The 17,245-nt window shown below is 55.5% G+C and carries 12 protein-coding genes; 4 read left to right on the top strand and 8 right to left on the bottom strand.

Going from position 1 to position 17,245, the window contains the following annotated elements; genetic code table 11:
- Positions 1–158 precede the first annotated feature (158 nt).
- Genes brxL through AC4GMC_RS11980 form a run of 7 tightly spaced genes read right to left on the bottom strand, consistent with a single transcriptional unit; the run spans position 159 to position 13,795 of the window.
- On the bottom strand, positions 159–2,234 hold the full coding sequence (gene brxL / locus AC4GMC_RS11950; protein WP_487876675.1) for a BREX system Lon protease-like protein BrxL: 2,076 nt from the start codon (positions 2,232–2,234) through the stop codon (positions 159–161).
- 9 nt (positions 2,235–2,243) lie between these two features.
- Complete coding sequence (gene pglZ, locus AC4GMC_RS11955) at positions 2,244–4,739, bottom strand: BREX-1 system phosphatase PglZ type A (RefSeq protein WP_487876676.1); 2,496 nt, start codon at positions 4,737–4,739, stop codon at positions 2,244–2,246.
- Positions 4,736–8,197: a BREX-1 system adenine-specific DNA-methyltransferase PglX gene (gene pglX / locus AC4GMC_RS11960; protein ID WP_487876677.1), complete on the bottom strand. Its 3,462-nt coding sequence runs from the start codon at positions 8,195–8,197 to the stop codon at positions 4,736–4,738. Before pglX ends, pglZ begins: the two co-directional genes overlap by 4 nt.
- Entirely contained in the window at positions 8,197–11,703 is a 3,507-nt protein-coding gene (gene brxC, locus AC4GMC_RS11965) for a BREX system P-loop protein BrxC (protein WP_487876678.1), read from the bottom strand. The genes pglX and brxC overlap by 1 nt, the downstream gene beginning before the upstream one ends.
- A 4-nt stretch (positions 11,704–11,707) precedes the next feature.
- Positions 11,708–12,310: a DUF1788 domain-containing protein gene (locus AC4GMC_RS11970; RefSeq protein ID WP_168577143.1), complete on the bottom strand. Its 603-nt coding sequence runs from the start codon at positions 12,308–12,310 to the stop codon at positions 11,708–11,710.
- A 1-nt stretch (position 12,311) separates the two neighbouring features.
- Complete coding sequence (locus tag AC4GMC_RS11975) at positions 12,312–12,926, bottom strand: DUF1819 family protein (RefSeq protein WP_027259559.1); 615 nt, start codon at positions 12,924–12,926, stop codon at positions 12,312–12,314.
- Positions 12,923–13,795 (bottom strand): BrxR family transcriptional regulator, encoded by an 873-nt coding sequence (locus AC4GMC_RS11980; protein WP_168577144.1) that lies wholly within the window; start codon positions 13,793–13,795, stop codon positions 12,923–12,925. Before AC4GMC_RS11980 ends, AC4GMC_RS11975 begins: the two co-directional genes overlap by 4 nt.
- 570 nt (positions 13,796–14,365) lie before the next feature.
- Here AC4GMC_RS11980 and AC4GMC_RS11985 point away from each other — a divergent pair.
- The 3 genes from AC4GMC_RS11985 to AC4GMC_RS11995 all read left to right on the top strand — a co-directional run bounded on the left by AC4GMC_RS11985 (position 14,366) and on the right by AC4GMC_RS11995 (position 16,376).
- Positions 14,366–15,244, top strand: coding sequence for a zincin-like metallopeptidase domain-containing protein (locus AC4GMC_RS11985; RefSeq protein WP_168577145.1), 879 nt, complete (start codon positions 14,366–14,368; stop codon positions 15,242–15,244).
- Positions 15,245–15,867: 623 nt separating this feature from the next.
- Positions 15,868–16,176 (top strand): hypothetical protein, encoded by a 309-nt coding sequence (locus AC4GMC_RS11990; RefSeq protein WP_487876679.1) that lies wholly within the window; start codon positions 15,868–15,870, stop codon positions 16,174–16,176.
- On the top strand, positions 16,173–16,376 hold the full coding sequence (locus tag AC4GMC_RS11995; RefSeq protein WP_025060004.1) for a hypothetical protein: 204 nt from the start codon (positions 16,173–16,175) through the stop codon (positions 16,374–16,376). Before AC4GMC_RS11990 ends, AC4GMC_RS11995 begins: the two co-directional genes overlap by 4 nt.
- A gap of 51 nt (positions 16,377–16,427) precedes the next feature.
- On the opposite strand, the gene AC4GMC_RS12000 is transcribed toward AC4GMC_RS11995, so the two are convergent.
- Complete coding sequence (locus tag AC4GMC_RS12000; protein ID WP_487876680.1) at positions 16,428–16,667, bottom strand: HTH-like domain-containing protein; 240 nt, start codon at positions 16,665–16,667, stop codon at positions 16,428–16,430.
- Positions 16,668–16,707: 40 nt separating this feature from the next.
- On the opposite strand from AC4GMC_RS12000, the gene AC4GMC_RS12005 reads away from it, so the two are divergent.
- A complete protein-coding gene (locus tag AC4GMC_RS12005) occupies positions 16,708–16,941 on the top strand; it encodes a hypothetical protein (RefSeq protein WP_487876681.1) in 234 nt (77 codons plus the stop codon).
- Positions 16,942–17,245: the final 304 nt, after the last annotated feature.

The following is a 17,245-nucleotide window of genomic DNA, read 5'->3' on the forward strand; positions in this document are numbered from 1 at the left end:
TCTCTGTCACTCCCTTAGTCAACAAATAGTGGCACAGTTTTAGGGGGCCAAGACAGGTGGAGATCGGCGGTATGAATAAAGCGAAACATTTGATTTTAGACACATCACGTCAGAGAAATTCAACACAAGTATAATCTTGTGAATACTTCGTTTGGAAACTACTTTTCCCTAACATACGTTACATAAAAATTTTTAAGCATGCGGTGCTGCTGCAGGCGGTCGCCTAGGCTGAACCCGTCACGCCGCATGGGCGCTTGGAAAATATCCAGACCGCGATCGAGAACGATTTTCCAGCCGGTGTCAGTGACGATATCTCTGGAATGAGCAGTTCCGGAGCCATCAAATGCCCAAGTGAAATCAACACCTGAACCGATGCATGCCTCGGTAATGCTCTCGAGCAATTCGCGTTGCTTTTGGACGTTTCCGTCATCAGGCCCGGTGACAAGATGGATGGCCACTTGATCTTCCAACGCCTTACGCTGGATGACCATCTCGACGAATTCCATCATGTTCTTGATCTGATAAAAATAGCGAATGTAAGGGTCTGTCACTACGATCCGCGATGCACCGTCCAGATAGGGCCCAAACAGTTTATCGTAGCTGATGCCTTTTCGGTTTTCGGCGAATACGTGGTGACCCTCTTCGGCGCGCGGCTTGGCGGGCGCCGAGGTCTCCGATGTGTCGCGCGCCTCATGTTCGACTTCGATGACGTCATCATCGACAGCATCTGTGGATTGGTCCTGCTGCTTTGGGTCTAAGGCAGGTTTCAGATAGTAGAATTGGGGGAACTCTTGCTCTTCGACGGTTTGGACACGCCGCTTTTCCCCGTCAGAGCCAGTGTAGAAGAAGTCGACATCTGGATAGGTCGCATCGATCCGAAACAGTTGGTCCTTTACGCGCTTTCGACTTTCAAGTGCGAGCCGCAAGAGCTCTTCAACGTCATCGGCTGTTTCATCTCCGGCAGGGAAAATCACCTTCAGGAAGCCCGACATGGTTTTGTAGACGGCGTCCCGATCACGGGTTGAAATCTTCTCGCTGACTTTGAAATGCAGGTCCGGCCGGTTGGAGAAGTCTTCTTGTCGCAAATGGCGAAGGATCTCGGCGAGGTAGTCGACAATGAACCCGTAGCCAGTGGTGAACATCTCACCTCGGATTACGTCGATCTCCCAGCCAGGCAGATAAGCGTGGAGACGGTCAATGAATGCAGAGTCATGGAACTGGGGCGGCAGGGCTTCGAACAAGTCGCTGTTCTTGAGCATGAACGGGACGTTATGGTCTGTGTTGCCTACAAATGCGAAGCTCGCTTCTGCCCCCATGGGGTTAACCCCGCGCGAGAAGGTCTTGTTTGCCATGTAGTTTTTCATGATATCGACCAAGGCTTTGTTCGCGGTTTTCTCGCGTCCCGCAAATTCATCAAAGGCCACGACATCCCAGTAGCCGACCAGTCCGATCCGCCCATTCGAGTTGTCTACAAACAACTTCGGGATGGTCACTTCGCCGCCTGAGATCAACTGCCCGTGTGGCGAAAACTCTGAGTATATGTGCGATTTACCAGTTCCCTTTGGGCCAAGTTCGATGATGTTGTAGTTTCGTTCCACGAAGGGGATCAGGCGCATCAACTGCAAAAGCTTGCTGCGACGTCCGAAGGCTTCAGGATTGAAGCCAATCGACTGCATCAGGAGATCAATCCACTCATCTTTGGTAAATTGCGCGCGCGCCTCCTTGTACCCTTCGTAGTCGACCTTCGCGATCTGGATGGGTTTGATGGTCTCGAGCACCCACGGAGATGTTCTTGCGTCCTCTGAAAACTCGTATTGGACATCGGCAATACACCATACGCCGGTCACAAGCAGCTTTGGGTGCGCTTTGACCGTTCCGCTATCCACCGCAACCTTTTTGATGCCCAGGTTGTCGAACGTGGCTTCGTAACTGTCTGTTTTTTCGTTCAGTGAGACGCTGATCTGATCGATGACCTTGTAACGACCCTTTTCCTTGATCGTGGATTGGATCAGTCCCGCTTCGCTTCTGTGAACGTAGTGCTTTCTAAGGATTTCTTTGACGGTTTCGATGCCGCTCTCGATCGATGCTTCGTCGTCAGTCGCGCAGTACTGCCCAAGCAGATATTCGAGGACATATGTTGGAACGATTGCGTTGCCTTTGACCGCTTTAACAAGGTCTTTGCGGACCACGTAGCCCGCGAAATGCTCGTTAATCTTTTCGTCGAGTGCGCTCATGATAGGTCCTTAAAAGTCGAAATCTGTCGATATGCCACGACGCAGTTGGAAACGGTGGCTTGTGTAATCTTCGAAGTGGCTCGTTTTGCCGATACGTTCGCGAAGCTTGAGGAAGACGTCCTGGTTGTTGAACCGATCAGCATCGCGAGAAAGCAGGAACTTGATGGGCAGCTCCCGTTCGCGCGCATTTTGCGAGGTGTAGTCAAAGGTCAGCGGGTGCTCATCTGAGATGAGCGTGCCGTCCGCAGCGTAAATCCCAGCCAGAACATCACGCTGTTGCTGCTTCTCTGAAACCGGCTGTGTTTGATAGAGAGTGACCGCCGTCTGGCCGGAAGAGATCAAGCTTTTTCCAGTGACGATGATCTGCACTTCAACTTTTTCAACATCGGCTTCGCGTCGTTTGCCGACACGGAGTACGGGAACAATGACCTCTTGAAGCGTGGCCCCGCCATGTACGAACCGGCTTCCCGCCCCCTTGACGCGCATACGATTGATCGAATTGGGCAACAGAACGTCCAAGTTGCCTGATAGACCCAGATTTGAGGATGAAAACTTCTTCATTCCAGATGTCGCATCCAGGTCTCGCCCGATGATAAATCGACGATTCTTAACAAGGATTTCCGCACCAGCGGGAGCCGCTACCGAAAAGTCAGTCTCATCCAATGCCCGGTGCTGATAGATGAAGCCATGATCCGCCGTCACAAGGATGTTGGAAAAGTTGGCCGTCGTAAGCTTGCGGACCAGTTTGGTCAGATCCTCGACAGCGACTTCTGCAGCCTCTGTCACGCGTTCCTCAGTGACGAGCTTGTCGCCAACGATGTCGATCCTGTTGTGGTAGAGGTAGAGAATGTCATGATCGCGGAAAATCTCTTTGCCGTCGTCCGCCTTCAAGCTCATGAAATCATCGGCCTTCATGGCTTTGACACGGTCTCCGGCACGCCCCATGCCCAGCACCTTTTCGCGGTTTGCGGTTCCCTGAGTAGGCAAGCCAAACGAAGATACGTTTCCGTCCTCCGACAGCTCCAGATCCTTGTTCGGTAAGAGCGCAGCCATGCCGAGTTGCGTGTAGCTGGGCAAAGCAGAAATCATCGGCTTTAGATCGGCGTCGAACCGGTTCAGTTTACGGATCTCGCGCAGGGCTTCTTCCGCAACCTCATAGCGCAATGCGTCTGAGATGATCACCACCACCTTCTGATCGCGGCGGCGGAATTCGGCGGCTTGGTCCATATAGAAATCGGTCTGATGCGCAAAACCCGATATCTTCCAATCGCTCAGTCCAGCGATCTGATCCTGCCAGGCATCATTGACGGCAGACAGGAAGTTGGTCGTGTAGCGGTTCTCTACGCTCTCGAACAACGCGCTAAGAAGCGAGGCCTGACCGCTTTTTTGCATATGATAGATGAATTTGCGGTAGAGCTGGTCGATCTTGTACCAGTGCGAAACATAGCGCTTCACCCCCTCAGCAGGGGAGGTCATAGTCAGGTTCGCTTCAGCCAGCGCCTGCTGGAATTCTGTGGCATAGCCGATGGCTTGATAAATATCCTCATAGGTCGGGTACCAATGGCTTTGCCGCCTCTCTCGCACGGTCTTCAGCACCTCGGCAGATGAGACCGTTTGGCTTGCCATCTCACGCACCAGAGACCGGATTATCTGCCGGTCGATCTCCTCAAAGTGGTCGATGGCACGCAGGGCCTTGATGTCGCGCTCTTGCACGTCTTCTGGGATCCGCAGGATTTCCTGGTACTTCCCACTCAGCGTTTCAAACGCCTGCGCCCCCAGCCGATTGTTCTTCCAGCGGCGGAAGACAAGAAGTGCCTCGCCGTTCAGCTTGCCATCTTCGCCCAGGGCGCGGGCATAGCAGGATTGGAACAGCGTAATCGCGAAATCCTCAAAGTCAGGCGCATCGCTGACATAGCCATAGGCATTTTCCACCTGCTTCCAGAAGAACTCTGTCAGACCGGACCGTTCCATCAGGCGTATCGCACCGTCGCGCTCGTCTGCCAGCTCTGCCAGGAGCTCCTCGATGACTGTGTCCAAGGCTCCCTCGGCCCCGGCGCAGACGGCCAGCATGCGGCGCAGCACGTCTGTCTTGGTGTCGGATTGCGTGAGCATCTGCTTCAGCGCCTCGATGCGACCCTTGGCGCGGTAGAACTCCATGTGGTCGCGCACCACGTCCTCGAACTGCAGCGGCAGGCGCAGTTCAGCTAGCCAGATCGCGGCCTGATCGGCCTTGAAGACGCCGCAGGCGAAATAGAGGTCAAGCAGCCAATTGTCGGCCATCTCGGGCGCGGGGCCGTCGTGGAACACCAGAAACTTCTGTTTCGGCTCTTGCCGCAGCATGCGGTACTTCAGGCCGAACTCGTTATTCGCGATCGCCACCTTTTCCACATCCGGTAGATCCACGGCGTCATATTCGGCCCGCATGTCGCGCGCGGCGTCGTACCAAAAGACGATCCGGTGATCGATGAACAGCCGCTCCAGGCCCGCCTTGATCCGGTCCGTCATGACAGCCCCGCGATCTTCTTCAGGGCAGAGCCGAACTTGGGATAGTTGGCCTTCACCCCGTCATCCAGATCGATCTCGATCTTTTGCTGTGCCAGCGGGAAGATCACGTCGCGTTCCCATTCGTTCAGCTCGTCGATCTGCTTGGCGACCGATGCCACTTCCTTCAGCGCCTTGGTTTTATGGCCTTGCGTCGCCGTCGGATCATCGGACAGCTTTTCCAGCCGCGTGCGTTCGCCCTCCAGCTTGGTGATGAACTCGCGCAGGTAGTCGTTGAGGATGACCGAGACGGTGTCGGGTCGGTAGCGGTGCATGTAGATCAGCGCGTTGAACGTGCCTTTGGGGCTGGAGACCATCCAGTAGATCGGGCGTTTCTTGTAGCGTTTCACGTGGTCGGCGTAGAAATCCTTGGTGAAGTATTTGCGGATGTCCTTGCCGAGCGCGTCTTCGATGTAACGCAGGTTCTCGCGGAAATGCGCCTCGCCGAAACTCACGCGCAGGAACAGGCGGAAGCGTTCGGTGATGTCGTCGGGGAACCAGTTTTCGTCGAGCACGGGGATGACGTTGTCTTCGTCCGGCATGAAGCTCGGCTTGGGGATGCGGGCGAGGTAATCTTCCAGCCGCTCGCCCTGATTGGCGAGGATCAGGCCCGGCGCGTCGAGGCTGTAGCGGCCGAACATGCAGCCGACGGCATAGCTGAGGAACTCGGCCATGGTGTCGGCGCGCAGGCGGGTTTCGCGCTCACCTTCCGTGCCCTTCACGCCATAGCGATAGGCGGGGTTGCAGGTAAGGGTGATCTCCTCGATCGGCACCTCGGGGGTCAGCTCGTCTTGCAGACCGTAAGCGTCGATGAAGATGCGGTTGTTCTCTTCCTCCAAAGCTTTCATCTCGTCCGTTATGGACTGCCAGTGGACGCGGAGGGTGGCATAGCTGTCCGCCAGCGTCGCGCCACGATGATCGGGCGAGAGCAGCGGGAGCGTGGTGAAATCCCAGGAAGTTTCGTAGGCGTCCCAGTCGGATTTGGCGTAGGAAACCAGAGCCGTTGCGGATTTTACTTTGGGCAAAACATCCTTGGGAAAAAGCGCCGCGCCGATGTCGCCCGGCTGGAAGTTGAGAGTTGGCGATAGAAACTCAAGATACCTGCTCATTACGGTCGAGTTCAAGAAAGCCCCGAACTTTCCAAGATCAGACTCCGCGAACAGAGTGCAGCCGCCATTGTCGAAGATTGCACCCTTAGGCGTATACCGTGCCGAAAATCCACCCGACGAAACGGTCGTCCATGTGAAACCCTCTTCGAAGAAATGCTTGCTATTTCTTATAGTCGGCTTTTTCTTCTTCCATGAAAGGCGGCTTTTGACCTCAGAACCATTGCCCTCCCAATTGAGAACTATCTCCCTGTTGCCATACCAGCGACGAAATTCTCCACCCTTATTATAGGGGACCCATCTGAAGTTTCGTTCGTGTTCTCCTGATAGGTCTGCCCGCTCTTGGGAGATCTCGTGCCAAAACCTCAAGAAGCGTTCATTTTCCCCCGTGTCGATTCCCTTCCTTGGTGCAGCAATGTCCTTTAGGAGCTCGCCGCTTGAGTAAAGGTCGCGTTCCTTGTCGCTAATCCAATAGGCGAGAATAAGGCCGGGTATCTTGAGAAACTCCTCCTGTGATAGCGGAAATCTACCGACATTCTCGTCCAAGAAGAGATCGCGGATTGTTTCAGGCTTACGAACGTCGACATGTCTTTCGAAGAGACGCCGGTAGATGCCTTTGTGCCCTGGCAAATGCGGCTTTCGCGACACCACAAATGCAACGCTACCAAAGTCAGAGCCAAAAATACCGCGCCCAAGCTGCAAAAGAGATTCAATTGTTTGATTGTCGACCAGTTGGTGTCGAGTACCTTCGAATGAACTTAGGAACATCCAAGACGGAAGGTTGATCATCCCCCATTTGCCGCTTTCCACGCAGAGAAGCGACGCTCGGTGCATGAAGCATGTCATTAGATCGGAATAGTGGTTGGGATAGTGTTCCTTGGCCCAGTTAACCAGCTTTCCGTTCATCCCTTTCCCGCCCATATACGGCGGGTTGGCCACCACCACGTGATACTTCGGCGACAACGCCTCGGCCATGCGCAGCACGGCGACGACGCGCGCCTGCACCTCTTTCAGCAGCAGGTCGCCGCCGAAGTCCCGCGCCTCGACGACCCGCAGCGTCTCGGCCGGGTCGCGCAGCTTCGGCACGATCAGTGAGCCGTAGTTCTTGGCCTGCTCGAACTGTCCCAGCGTCTCGCGCAACTCATCGGTGAACAGATCCTCGCCCACCACTGCGGCCACGTCTTGCATCTCGGCCTCGGTAAAGACCACGTTCTGCAACACGCAGATGTCGGGTTTCGCCTCTATCCGCAAAAACCGCCGCCGCCCCAGCCGCGCCGCTGCCTTCATCGCCAGCGCAAAGGCGGCCAGCGCGCCCGCGCGGTCGTCAATCTCCACCCCGGTCAGGTTGTGCGTCAGGATCAGCGCGGGGATCTCTGTCGCGTCATATCCCTCTTCCTCGTAGATGGCGTAGAGCAGGTCAAAGGCATAGGTCAGCATGTGCCCCGAGCCTGCCGCCGGATCGCAGATGCGGATCTCTTCCGGCTTGGTGATTTTCAGGAAATCCGTCTCAGGCTCTTCCGGCGCGATGTAATAGTCCATCTTCGCCGCCAGCCCGCTTGCTGGATTGTTCAGCAGCCAGAGCCGCCCCAGCGAGTTCTCCACCAGATAGCGGACGATCCAGTGCGGGGTGAAGAGCTGCGTCGCGGCGGGGATGTTCTCGGCGGTGATCTTCTGGTTCTTCTTCAGCCCCGCGAAGACCTGGTCCTTCTTCTCCGAGATGTAGAACTGGTAGAGCCAGCCGATGATCTCGACGTCCTGACAGGCGTCCTCGGTCATCACCTCGCGCAGTTCAGCGAGGATGGAGGTCCGCGACAGCAGATCCTCGGGCATCAGGAGTTCGGTGTAGTCGTCGATTTGCTCGAACAGGAACGGCATGGGGCCGTGCCACTGGTTGCAGGTGTGGACGAGCAAGAGGCGATACGCCTCGGCCTGCGGGTCATGGGACGGCGTGCGCCCGTCGAGGAGGGATTGGATGGTGGCAGGCGCACCGTCCGGTAGGTTGCCCGCCATCGCCTCTGACAGCAGCTCGGGCCGCGTGGCTCCGTCGGCGGGGGAGACGGTGCGGACCTGCGTGTAGCCGTTGGCATCCATGAAGCGCAGGGCGGTGAAGCGGTTGAACCACGTGTAAGCGACCTGTTCGATGACCTGCTGTTTGTCGGCTTTGGCGATGGCGTTTTCGAGGTCTTTGACGGCCTTCGGGGCTTCCCGCCGCGCGGCGCTACCCTCGGCCAGCACGACGTCGAGCTTGGAAGCGATCTGATCGATCAGCAGGTTGCGGGCGGCCTGGGCAAACTTCTTGAGCGCGTTGGTATCCATTACACAATTACTTTCTTACCCGCGCGGATTTCGGCCAGCAGGGTCTTTTTCATCTCGTTGAGGTATTGGTCGACGTCGGCTTCATCGGTCAGCAGCGTTTTGGGGGCTGTGACCTTCAGCTGCGAGGCGAGGACCGTTGTGGGTGTCTGCGGTTTAGGAGGGGCATCAGGTAAAGGGTCATCTTCGGGCGCCGGACGCGCAAGCCGGTCGAGTTCATTGACCGCGTCAGCCAGCAGGTTTGTGCGCGCGCTATTGGCACGATCACGTAGCACGGGGATCAGTGCTTCCGTATCGAGACCTGATTTGTGGGACTCGATGCGGGCGGTGATGCGCGCCTGTTTGTCCGGATCGAGCGCCTGGAAGTCCGGCATTTGCGAGATTTTAGCAGAGACGTCCTCGACCTCTGCGATGACGGCTTTGCGCTCCTCAAGCACCTTGAGTTCGACCTTGTTTTTAAGATCAAACAGGTCGGATTTGAGGTTCTGGATCATTGAGCCTTTGAAGCAGCCTGGATCCTCTAATGCAGCGCGCAGCTTAGCCCCGGCATCAGGATCGACATAGTCGATGTTGGCAGATTGGCTGGCGAGCATATCGCGGGCATCGTCGTAGATACCCTTTTGCGCCCCCCCCATGAAGGACTTCACCTTGTCCAGGATATCTTCCTTCGCGTTCAGAAGGTCATCCTCGCGCTTGGGCGCGTCGGAAATATACCAGTTCGCTGGCTTGCCCTTCATGCCCCGCAGCAGTTCATGGAACGGCTCGAGCGCGGTCAGGAAAGGGTAGCGGTGTGACAGGCGAATAAGACCGTCTACCTCGGCTTCGAGCGTATCAATGCTTGTAGCCCATTCCGCACCCAAACCACGCGCGTCTGTTCCCGATGAGGGGTGCGCAAAGAGCTCCTGATAAAGTTCCTTCGCTCGACGAATTTCTGCAGCGGAGAATTCTGTCTGAGGGGTCAATAGTATGTTCGGAAGCGCGTGACTGTTGTTCAACGCCTTGGCAAGTTCCAACCCCTCCTTGATGTCGCTGTCGACGCGCGCTTCGATTTTGCCTTTGGCAACCAAGCTGCCCGCAAGGCAAAGGACTGCGGTAACTGGCCACCCGTAGGGTTTGGATGTGAACCGATCAGCCAGATATTTGACGGAGACCTTCACCCCGTTGCGTGCCTGCGCGTTGATGAAGCTGAGGACGTCCTGTTCGGCTTCGTTGATACCCGTACCGTCAGAACCGAATAGCCCGCTTTCCGACTGTACCGCTTTGTTGATGTCGGCCTCGGTATAGCTGACGCCGCGCAGCATCGGGAGATTGGTGTAGACTTTGTCTACCAGGGACTGGAACGCCTTGCTGATGCGCTCTTGAGCATCCTCTCCACCGATCTCCAATTCGTCACCCCTGACGAAAAGTCGGGCGCTTCCCATCAACTTGCGAAGCCGCATTTCAAGGTCTTTTGCGCGGCGGCCGTTTTGTTCGCCTTTTTCTGCGACGATACGGTCGCGGCCCGGCTGCGGAGAACCGCTCCGGGACTGACGGATGAACTTGTCCGTTTGCTTAAACAGGATCAGGTCGCGGACGAAGTTGGCATCTGGTTTCATGGCAACCGCGAGCTCTTCCCGAGACATAGTTTTCATTCGAATGCCATCGGGGCTTTCAACCTCGTCGCTGAGGGGCGAAACGAGATTGATTGCCAGTTCGTACTCGCGACCAACTGCGTGATCATCAAGCTTCCGGGTAAAGGAATATTCGCTGTTCGTTGCGAGATGCTTGATCTTGCGATGACGCAGAATGGTATCGAATGCGAGGGTTTCGAGTTCGTTTGAGAGCTCAGAAGGGTCTATTTCGAGGGCTTTGATTTCCGCTTCGACATCCTTTTCCTCATTGGTGAGGAACTCATAGACCTCACCGTTCCGCTGGATATAGGTTTCCCTTTCCAGACGGCTCAATGCTTCCTCGATCTTTCGGCGTTGGCTCGTTTGGTCCGCCTCAAACTCTGACAGCAGCAGAATTCCGATGTTTCGAACCGACGGTTTGAAGCCTTTGACGTATTTGACGAGGAACAAGGATTTCAAAACCCGAACGGCAAAAGGATCGTCCAGGTTTTTTTCGGCAATCTGGATACTCTGTTGAACCGAAGATTTCAGTGCGGTGCGGATTCCTTCGAACATGAGATCGAAAGTGGCCAGCCCTCCGACTTCTTTGTCTTTCAGCTTCTTAGAGACCTCTTGGAAAACGCCCAACATCGAACGCTCACCGACCGAACTGTGTTTGCCTTCAAATGCGTTGTGCTCCGACAAAGACGTGATCGCCATTTGGAAGAGGTCATACTGATAGGGAGGGAAAGGATAGCTTGAGATGAAATGCTCGCGATCCCGGTAGTTTTTGAGCTTCATCGAGCCGTCAGCAAAATCGAACAGGGTCTTGAGGTTGTTTTCTTCGCGGTCATGAAGGTTGCCAAGCGTTACTTGCCCTTCCGACGTTTTGGCGAGGAGGCGGCGCTGGATCACTTCGGCGACGTCGGCCGAGTTCAGCGGCATGCGGTTGCTGAAGCGGGCCTGGATTTTGGAGAAGTCATTCTCTTGCTGTTGCGTCATGTCGCCGATAACCGACGCCATATCTTGCTGCGCAGTTACTATGATCCAAGCCTGCCCTTTGCATTTGGTGTTAAGGCTCTCTGCGATGGTTTGCAGGTTGGTCATGAGCTTAACATTGTCCGCAATATACTGGCCGACTTCGTCAACGAAGAAGTTTAGCCGGAAGCCCTTGGGCTGGTCATCGATCCAAGCTTTGACTGTTCCAGCGAAGTCCTCAATCGAGACACGTGTGTCCTTCCGGTATTGGCTTAGGATGTCTTTTGCATCTGAAGGATCACCACCGGTTGCTTCTGCAAACGCTGTCGCAATGTTCTTGGCTTCGAGTAGCGCCTGTTCTCGACCGCGCTCCCAGTCTTTCCCGGCAGCGCTTCGAAAAGCTTCTTTGAATGCCTCGAATTGCCTACGCCCCTGCAAATCGCGTTCGAATTGCGCGATATGAGGCTGTTTGCCATAGAACCCGCAGGCTTCGTCAAAGACCTTTTGGAAGACAGATAGAAGCGCATCTACATCCGTTTTCGAGATCACATCTGCCTTCTGGTCGATATTGAACAAGATCGATTTCGACGGGATGGAAACGGCCTTGTTGAGTGCGCCTGCCAGCATTGGCTCGCCTTTGAGCTTCTCAGCGAAGATCTCGTGAGCGGTTTTGCCGTCGACTTCACGATTTTCAAGCAGTAGAGCCAGCATCTTCAGCAAGTGCGACTTACCAGAGCCAAAGAAGCCAGAGATCCAGACGCCATTTGAAGTGTCATAATTGTTGTAGGCGTCGAGGAACTGTTCCAGCCGTTGGCCGATCTCCCCTGTGATGACGTACTCGTCGAGTTCGACGCGAAGGCTTGCCTCGTCATCGGCCTTAATGACGCCGTCAATGGCGCGATCAACGGGTTTCTCAAAAATGTCTTTTAGCAGCTGGGCCATGGGCTTAGACCTCGTAATTCAGAATGTTGAAGGCGCGGTAATACTTGTCGTCATGAAGCTGGCCAAAGAGATCCAATGACGCGCCAGTCGCCAAAGCATGGGTGTAGCTTCCTGGGAAGAAGAGAACGGTTGGTGCTTCTTTCGCCGTGCTTTGTAGGTTGTTCAGCACGTTGTGAGATCGGATGTAAGGATAAACTTCACCGACGCCTGACAAGAAAATGACGTCATGTGGGGTCGCTCGGATCGCCTGGCCAATATGCGGGATCAGGTGAGCCTGTGGGTCCAAGACGCCCTGTAGAAGTTCCTTGATCTCACCCTTGCTACTGTCGGCCTCAATTTCAAGAACCTGCTCTAAGATCCCGCGCTCTGAAAGTATTTCGAGCGCGAGATCGTAGAGGTTCAGGTCCAACACTCGAGTGCCGGAGTGCTGAATTCGGGTCACAAGATCTTCACGATCCTCAACCATGGTGAGCCCTTCCTCGGCGGGAAAGGGATAGATGAAAAATGGCACTTCATTCCCTAGGCCTTGTTTGGTCAGGAAGCGTTCACTAGTGATCACGCGGTAGAGGTGCTCGGCCCGCTCTTTCCGGTTTAGTTCTCGTTTCAAATTAAGCTCCCTCAACCGGAACGCTGGGGAAAATGGCCAGCTCGCCGGGGTTGTGGTCTTCAATCATGTGTTTCAAACGTGTGGAAATAATCGCGGTTTGAATGCGATCATCTTCTGAAATGATCCCGGCTTCACGCATCATGCGAAACATGATTTGACGAAGTTTCAGGCGGGTCGACCGACTTAATCCGGCCAGTCCTTCATCCCATTCAGCTTTTGCCTCAAATAGAATGTCAAAGCTTTCGAGCGGTAAATCGAGTTGGTAAGATAGATATCGCTCTCTCACCACTTCCACCGCAAATTCACGAACGAACCGATATGCGCGGCATGTGGCAATCCACAACATCGCCTGCTGTTCGGAGCGGTCCGCCTCTTCCACAAGGTAAGCGCGTTCCTCATCTGTAAGAGTAAGCAGGCGGTTAGAAATTTCGCGCAACGATCGACGGTTCGATGCTGATTTCGGTAGGCTGGTTGTGCCTTCCTCCATGGCTCTGAGAATTGTGTCTTCCCAAGCTTCACCGTCTTCATGCAAGCGCGCGACTTCCAGGCTTTCGTTCAGGAAGAGCCCGCCGGTGCTGAATGACATCTTGTAGTCTTGTCTCGCGAAAGCACTCATCGCCGCCCCCTTTCGAGAGCAGCGCGGACTTCTCCGTCATTGATCAAAACTATGTGCTGATCCTGTGGGGCGCGGATACTAGGATCAACGTCAAGGCCAAGCCGCTTTAGATTGTAGAACAACAGGCACTTTCGCACTGAAAGTTCTGCCGCCCCGTCATTCATTGCATAGTCGAGCTCGACAATCCTGCGTTGGTTTTCAGACAGTCCAGGGTGCGGTGCGATTTTGAGCGTTATTGTTTGGTGCCAGTCTTCATCTGTACCGGCGTCGACATCTGATTGTTCCCCCAATGCGCTTTTCAGTATGCGTCCGAGAACAAAGTCTTTGAAGACCTGGTCTTTTGAGCATAGCGCTCTCGCATGCCAACGAAATCCGTCATGTGCGAGGGCATGAGGAATGATAACGCGATTTTCTGGATCGGGGGAGGACATGGACTGATAGCTTATCTGCAGTTCTTTGCGCTGTTCACAGGCCAATAAGACGTTGCGAAGTGTTAGTGCGCTTAGTCCGCGCCCAGGCACAGTGGTTGCCAGAATGTCCGGTTGGTAGACAATCCAGTCTGCAGCGGGGACTGAACCGCCCCGTGAGATCGACAGGAGATCATCAAGATACTCTGACGGATCAAGCGCAGTGTAGTGTTCTTCAAACTTCGGGCCCAGAACGTAGGTCTTGGCCGTTTTATCGTAGATGATGTGTTCGGGATGATCATTGATGTAGCTATTGAGGTCTTTCGAAGCTTGAGCCCGACTGAGGCCCATAACATCCATCAGATCCGCAAGGCCGACACGTCCACGCCAAAAGACCCTGTGCTCAATGAATGCACGGCGATCCTGCTGCCATCGTGAAAGACTATTCGATTCGCTTGTCATAGCTTAAGTCTAGTTCAACCCAGGGGATGGGTCTACATTTAAGAACCATATACTCAGCGGACTGTCTGCGATATCTTGTAAGTCTGTCAGCGGGTTGAGGGATTGCTTTGGCCTTGTATCGCGCGCGGCCTGGGAAGTGTCGCATGGTTTCAGAAGAACCCGCGCTTAAGCGCGCGGGCAACATCTCCCAATAGACTGCACCGAGGCTCAACGGGCCGTTGGCCCGCTCACCCCGATCCAGACATCATCGATTTTGTTTGGTCCGCCCAACATCCCTGACCGTGGCGGTCAACCTTTGTCCATCCCCAAAATCATCCGCCAATTTCCCCTGTCTCGCAGGCGAGCCATTCCTCGCGGGACAAATTGGCGTCTGATTTTGGCGCAGACATTTTCTTCGCAAATGTGGCCGATTGACAGCCCCGTTCAGGGCCGTGGGTCGGGCTTTGCCCTCTCCCACTCTGTTCCGCCGAATACATGCGTATTCGGTCAGATCAGGTGGCCGAGGCGCAGCCCATCGGCGGAAGGGGGCACGAAGCCTCACCCGCGTCACTTTGATCGAGGAGGCCACAAATGGCACCGAAGTTTGATGTTTATGCCCATGTCACCGACACCATTATTGCAGAGATCGAGGCGGGCACGCCGCCATGGCGCAAGCCGTGGACAGGGAGCGCGTCCGGCATTGCCCTGCCGACCCGACACAATGGCGAGGAGTATCGCGGGATTAATATCCTGATGCTCTGGGTCATGGCCGCCAAGAATGGCTATGTTTCGAGCCGTTGGATGACCTACAAACAGGCGCAGGAACTGGGCGGACAGGTCCGCAAAGGTGAAACGTCGTCGACCGTGGTCAAATACGGGACGTTCACCCGAGAGAACGAGCAGGGCATTGAGGAAGAACTGCCCTATGCGCGCGCATACCGCGTGTTCAATGCGGATCAGATCGAAGGTTTGCCGGAGGACTACTACATCCGGTCCGAGGCCCCGCGCGATCTTGGCACTGAGGCTGATCCCGAGCTTGAGGCGTTTTTTGCTCGCACGGGTGCGGAGATCGTGACCACCGATGAGCCGCGAGCCTATTATAGCCCGGCCAAAGATCACATCCATATGCCGCCCGTAGCGACCTTTCATAGTGCGAAAGGGTATTTTGCGACCCTTGCCCATGAATCAATCCATTGGACCGGTAGCGAAAAGCGGCTTGAGCGGATTAAGAAATTTGCGAACCGTGAAGCCTATGCCTTTGAAGAGTTGGTGGCGGAAATCGGTGCTTGTTTCCTTGGTGCTCAGATTGGGGTCACGCCGGAATTCGACCAAAGCGCCGCCTATGTTGAAGGGTGGTTGAAAGCGCTCAAAGAGGACAAGCGGGCGATCTTTCGTGCGGCGTCCGAGGCGCAGAAAGCAGCCGATTTTGTCCTAGCAGCCGCAGGTCAATCGAAAGCGGCCGCAGCATGAACGGCCCCGCAATTCTACCCCCGATGACGTGCCGCAAATGCGGCGCGTCAAATCCGGTGATCTTTCTCGCGCCGGTCATCGTGAAAGGCAGTTGCTCCTGTATTTGCTTGGATTGCGCAGAGGCGCGCAAATGGCTGGATCCGGACGGCAACTTGAAAGCCGGTGTTGAGCTTTGAGCACCTGCGCCCCGCCTCACGTGGCGGAGCGCAGGCCTCGGGGGATGAAATGAGAAATTGTGGCCCGTGCTGCTGCGCACGGGCCGCCCTGAGAAAATGACTGTGCGGAGGATCGACGGCTTTCAGCCCGCTCACCTCCTTCAGGCTTCTTTCAGTTTGATTGGTCCGCCCAACATCCCTGTCGCGTCCTGTCAATGGACAAGCGCCGCGCGGGCGCGTCGTCAAAGCCTGCAACCCGTGTCCTCGCGCGGGGCGCGCTGCGGGCCGCACCAGTTGCTGGCTCTGACCCAATGACTGGCCGCTCCAGGGCCGTGGGTCGGGCTGTGCCCCCACCCACTCTGTTCCGCCGAATACATGCGTATTCGGTCAGATCAGATTGGCCGGTGTGCAGCCCATCGGCGGAAGGGGAGCCAAGCCCCAACCGCAGCACTCAAGAGGAGGCCACAAATGGCTCACAAATATCAGCCCCCGAAATTCTGGACCTGCGACTGTGATCGCGCGACCGGCGGTCACATCATCGACGGGCTCTATAGCACCTGCGTCTATTGCGGGAAGCATCGGCACGAGCTGAAGGAAATCGTTGTTCCGTCGGGTTTGGGCGGCGTGTTCTGCGTCGAGATCCTCAGCGTCGAGGATGATTGCGCCAAGGTGAAGGTGGTCAAAAGCTCGAACGGCTTTGACGCGCTGCCGCCCTTCACGGTGCCGTTCCAAGACATCGCTCCGCGTTGGAAGCACAAGGCGGGAGAAATCCGATGATCCCTGACTATCACAGTGATGATTTTGCGACAGCGCGTCTGGAAGATACCGTCAGCTTGCGAAGCGCCGCCCGTGAGGCCCGCGCCACGCTTTACGCGGTGTTGAACCGGCTGGAGCTGAACGATCTGGACGGCGAAGAGCAGCCCTATATCGACGATTGTCTCGGGGCACTCGCAATCCTTGAAGAGGCGTTGCGATGACCTTGGAAGAGATCAAAGCAGCAGTGGACGCGGGCAACCGTGTTCACTGGATCAGAGCTTGTCCACGTCCAACCCCGCTTGAATTAGGCGAGGAGCAATCTTTTTCATCTTGGCAAATTCTGTGCCAAAGGAAGTTCCAATCCCCAGTCCTTCGCAGAACTCTTTTCCAGTCACGCTCTGAAGAACATCGTGGTGCTTTATTACTTGAAGGTGCAGCTCGGCCACGTACCCGTTGCGAGGCGATTTCTCGAGTGCCTCGCTTATTGAAGCCAATGTTGTGTTGATGGTCATGATAACTCCCCTGTGCAATATGCATTTAGCTAAAAGCATATTGCACAAAGCAAGTCAAGCTGAAACTGCCGATGACGGGCAGGGGTATAGTGACGATCTGGCGCTGATCGATGGCTGGGCGATCTATGTCCGAGTTGAGACACCGGACGACCCGCACCAGCCATTTGATCTACACGAGCTGCCCGACCATCAAACCTATGCCAGCGCCGAAGGCGCGGCCCGCGCAATAGCGACGCAATTGCTTGGCGATGCTGAGGCGTGGAACCACGACTAGTGGTGCCATGCCTTGCGCATGCGGCCGGGGCTTTGCCCGGCGGTCGCCGCCCATGGCTGCTCCAAACGGAATACAGGCAGTTGATTCAATATTATAATATTGAATCAATTATGGCGAAATGCCATAACGGGGCAGCCTGTATGATGCTGGCAAGAAATAGGGGTGATTACTTCACATGGGCCGACCGCGCGCACCACGGCACAAACGACTGACGCAAAACCAGCGTTTTGCCATCGTTCGCAAGCGTGCCGAAGGGTGCGTATTTCGCGGAAGCTGGGCAGTGATTTCGCGCGATCTCGGGCAC

This window comes from Thalassobacter sp., assembly GCF_982993085.1.

What these genes read in the sequence shown, in the direction of transcription:
- brxL (WP_487876675.1), bottom strand. Translation starts at nt 2,234, where the DNA reads ATGAGCGCACTCGACGAAAAGATTAACGAGCATTTCGCGGGCTACGTG.
- pglZ (WP_487876676.1), bottom strand. Translation starts at nt 4,739, where the DNA reads ATGACGGACCGGATCAAGGCGGGCCTGGAGCGGCTGTTCATCGATCAC.
- pglX (WP_487876677.1), bottom strand. Translation starts at nt 8,197, where the DNA reads ATGGATACCAACGCGCTCAAGAAGTTTGCCCAGGCCGCCCGCAACCTG.
- brxC (WP_487876678.1), bottom strand. Translation starts at nt 11,703, where the DNA reads ATGGCCCAGCTGCTAAAAGACATTTTTGAGAAACCCGTTGATCGCGCC.
- AC4GMC_RS11975 (WP_027259559.1), bottom strand. Translation starts at nt 12,926, where the DNA reads ATGAGTGCTTTCGCGAGACAAGACTACAAGATGTCATTCAGCACCGGC.
- AC4GMC_RS11980 (WP_168577144.1), bottom strand. Translation starts at nt 13,795, where the DNA reads ATGACAAGCGAATCGAATAGTCTTTCACGATGGCAGCAGGATCGCCGT.
- AC4GMC_RS11985 (WP_168577145.1), top strand. Translation starts at nt 14,366, where the DNA reads ATGGCACCGAAGTTTGATGTTTATGCCCATGTCACCGACACCATTATT.
- AC4GMC_RS11990 (WP_487876679.1), top strand. Translation starts at nt 15,868, where the DNA reads ATGGCTCACAAATATCAGCCCCCGAAATTCTGGACCTGCGACTGTGAT.
- AC4GMC_RS11995 (WP_025060004.1), top strand. Translation starts at nt 16,173, where the DNA reads ATGATCCCTGACTATCACAGTGATGATTTTGCGACAGCGCGTCTGGAA.
- AC4GMC_RS12000 (WP_487876680.1), bottom strand. Translation starts at nt 16,667, where the DNA reads ATGACCATCAACACAACATTGGCTTCAATAAGCGAGGCACTCGAGAAA.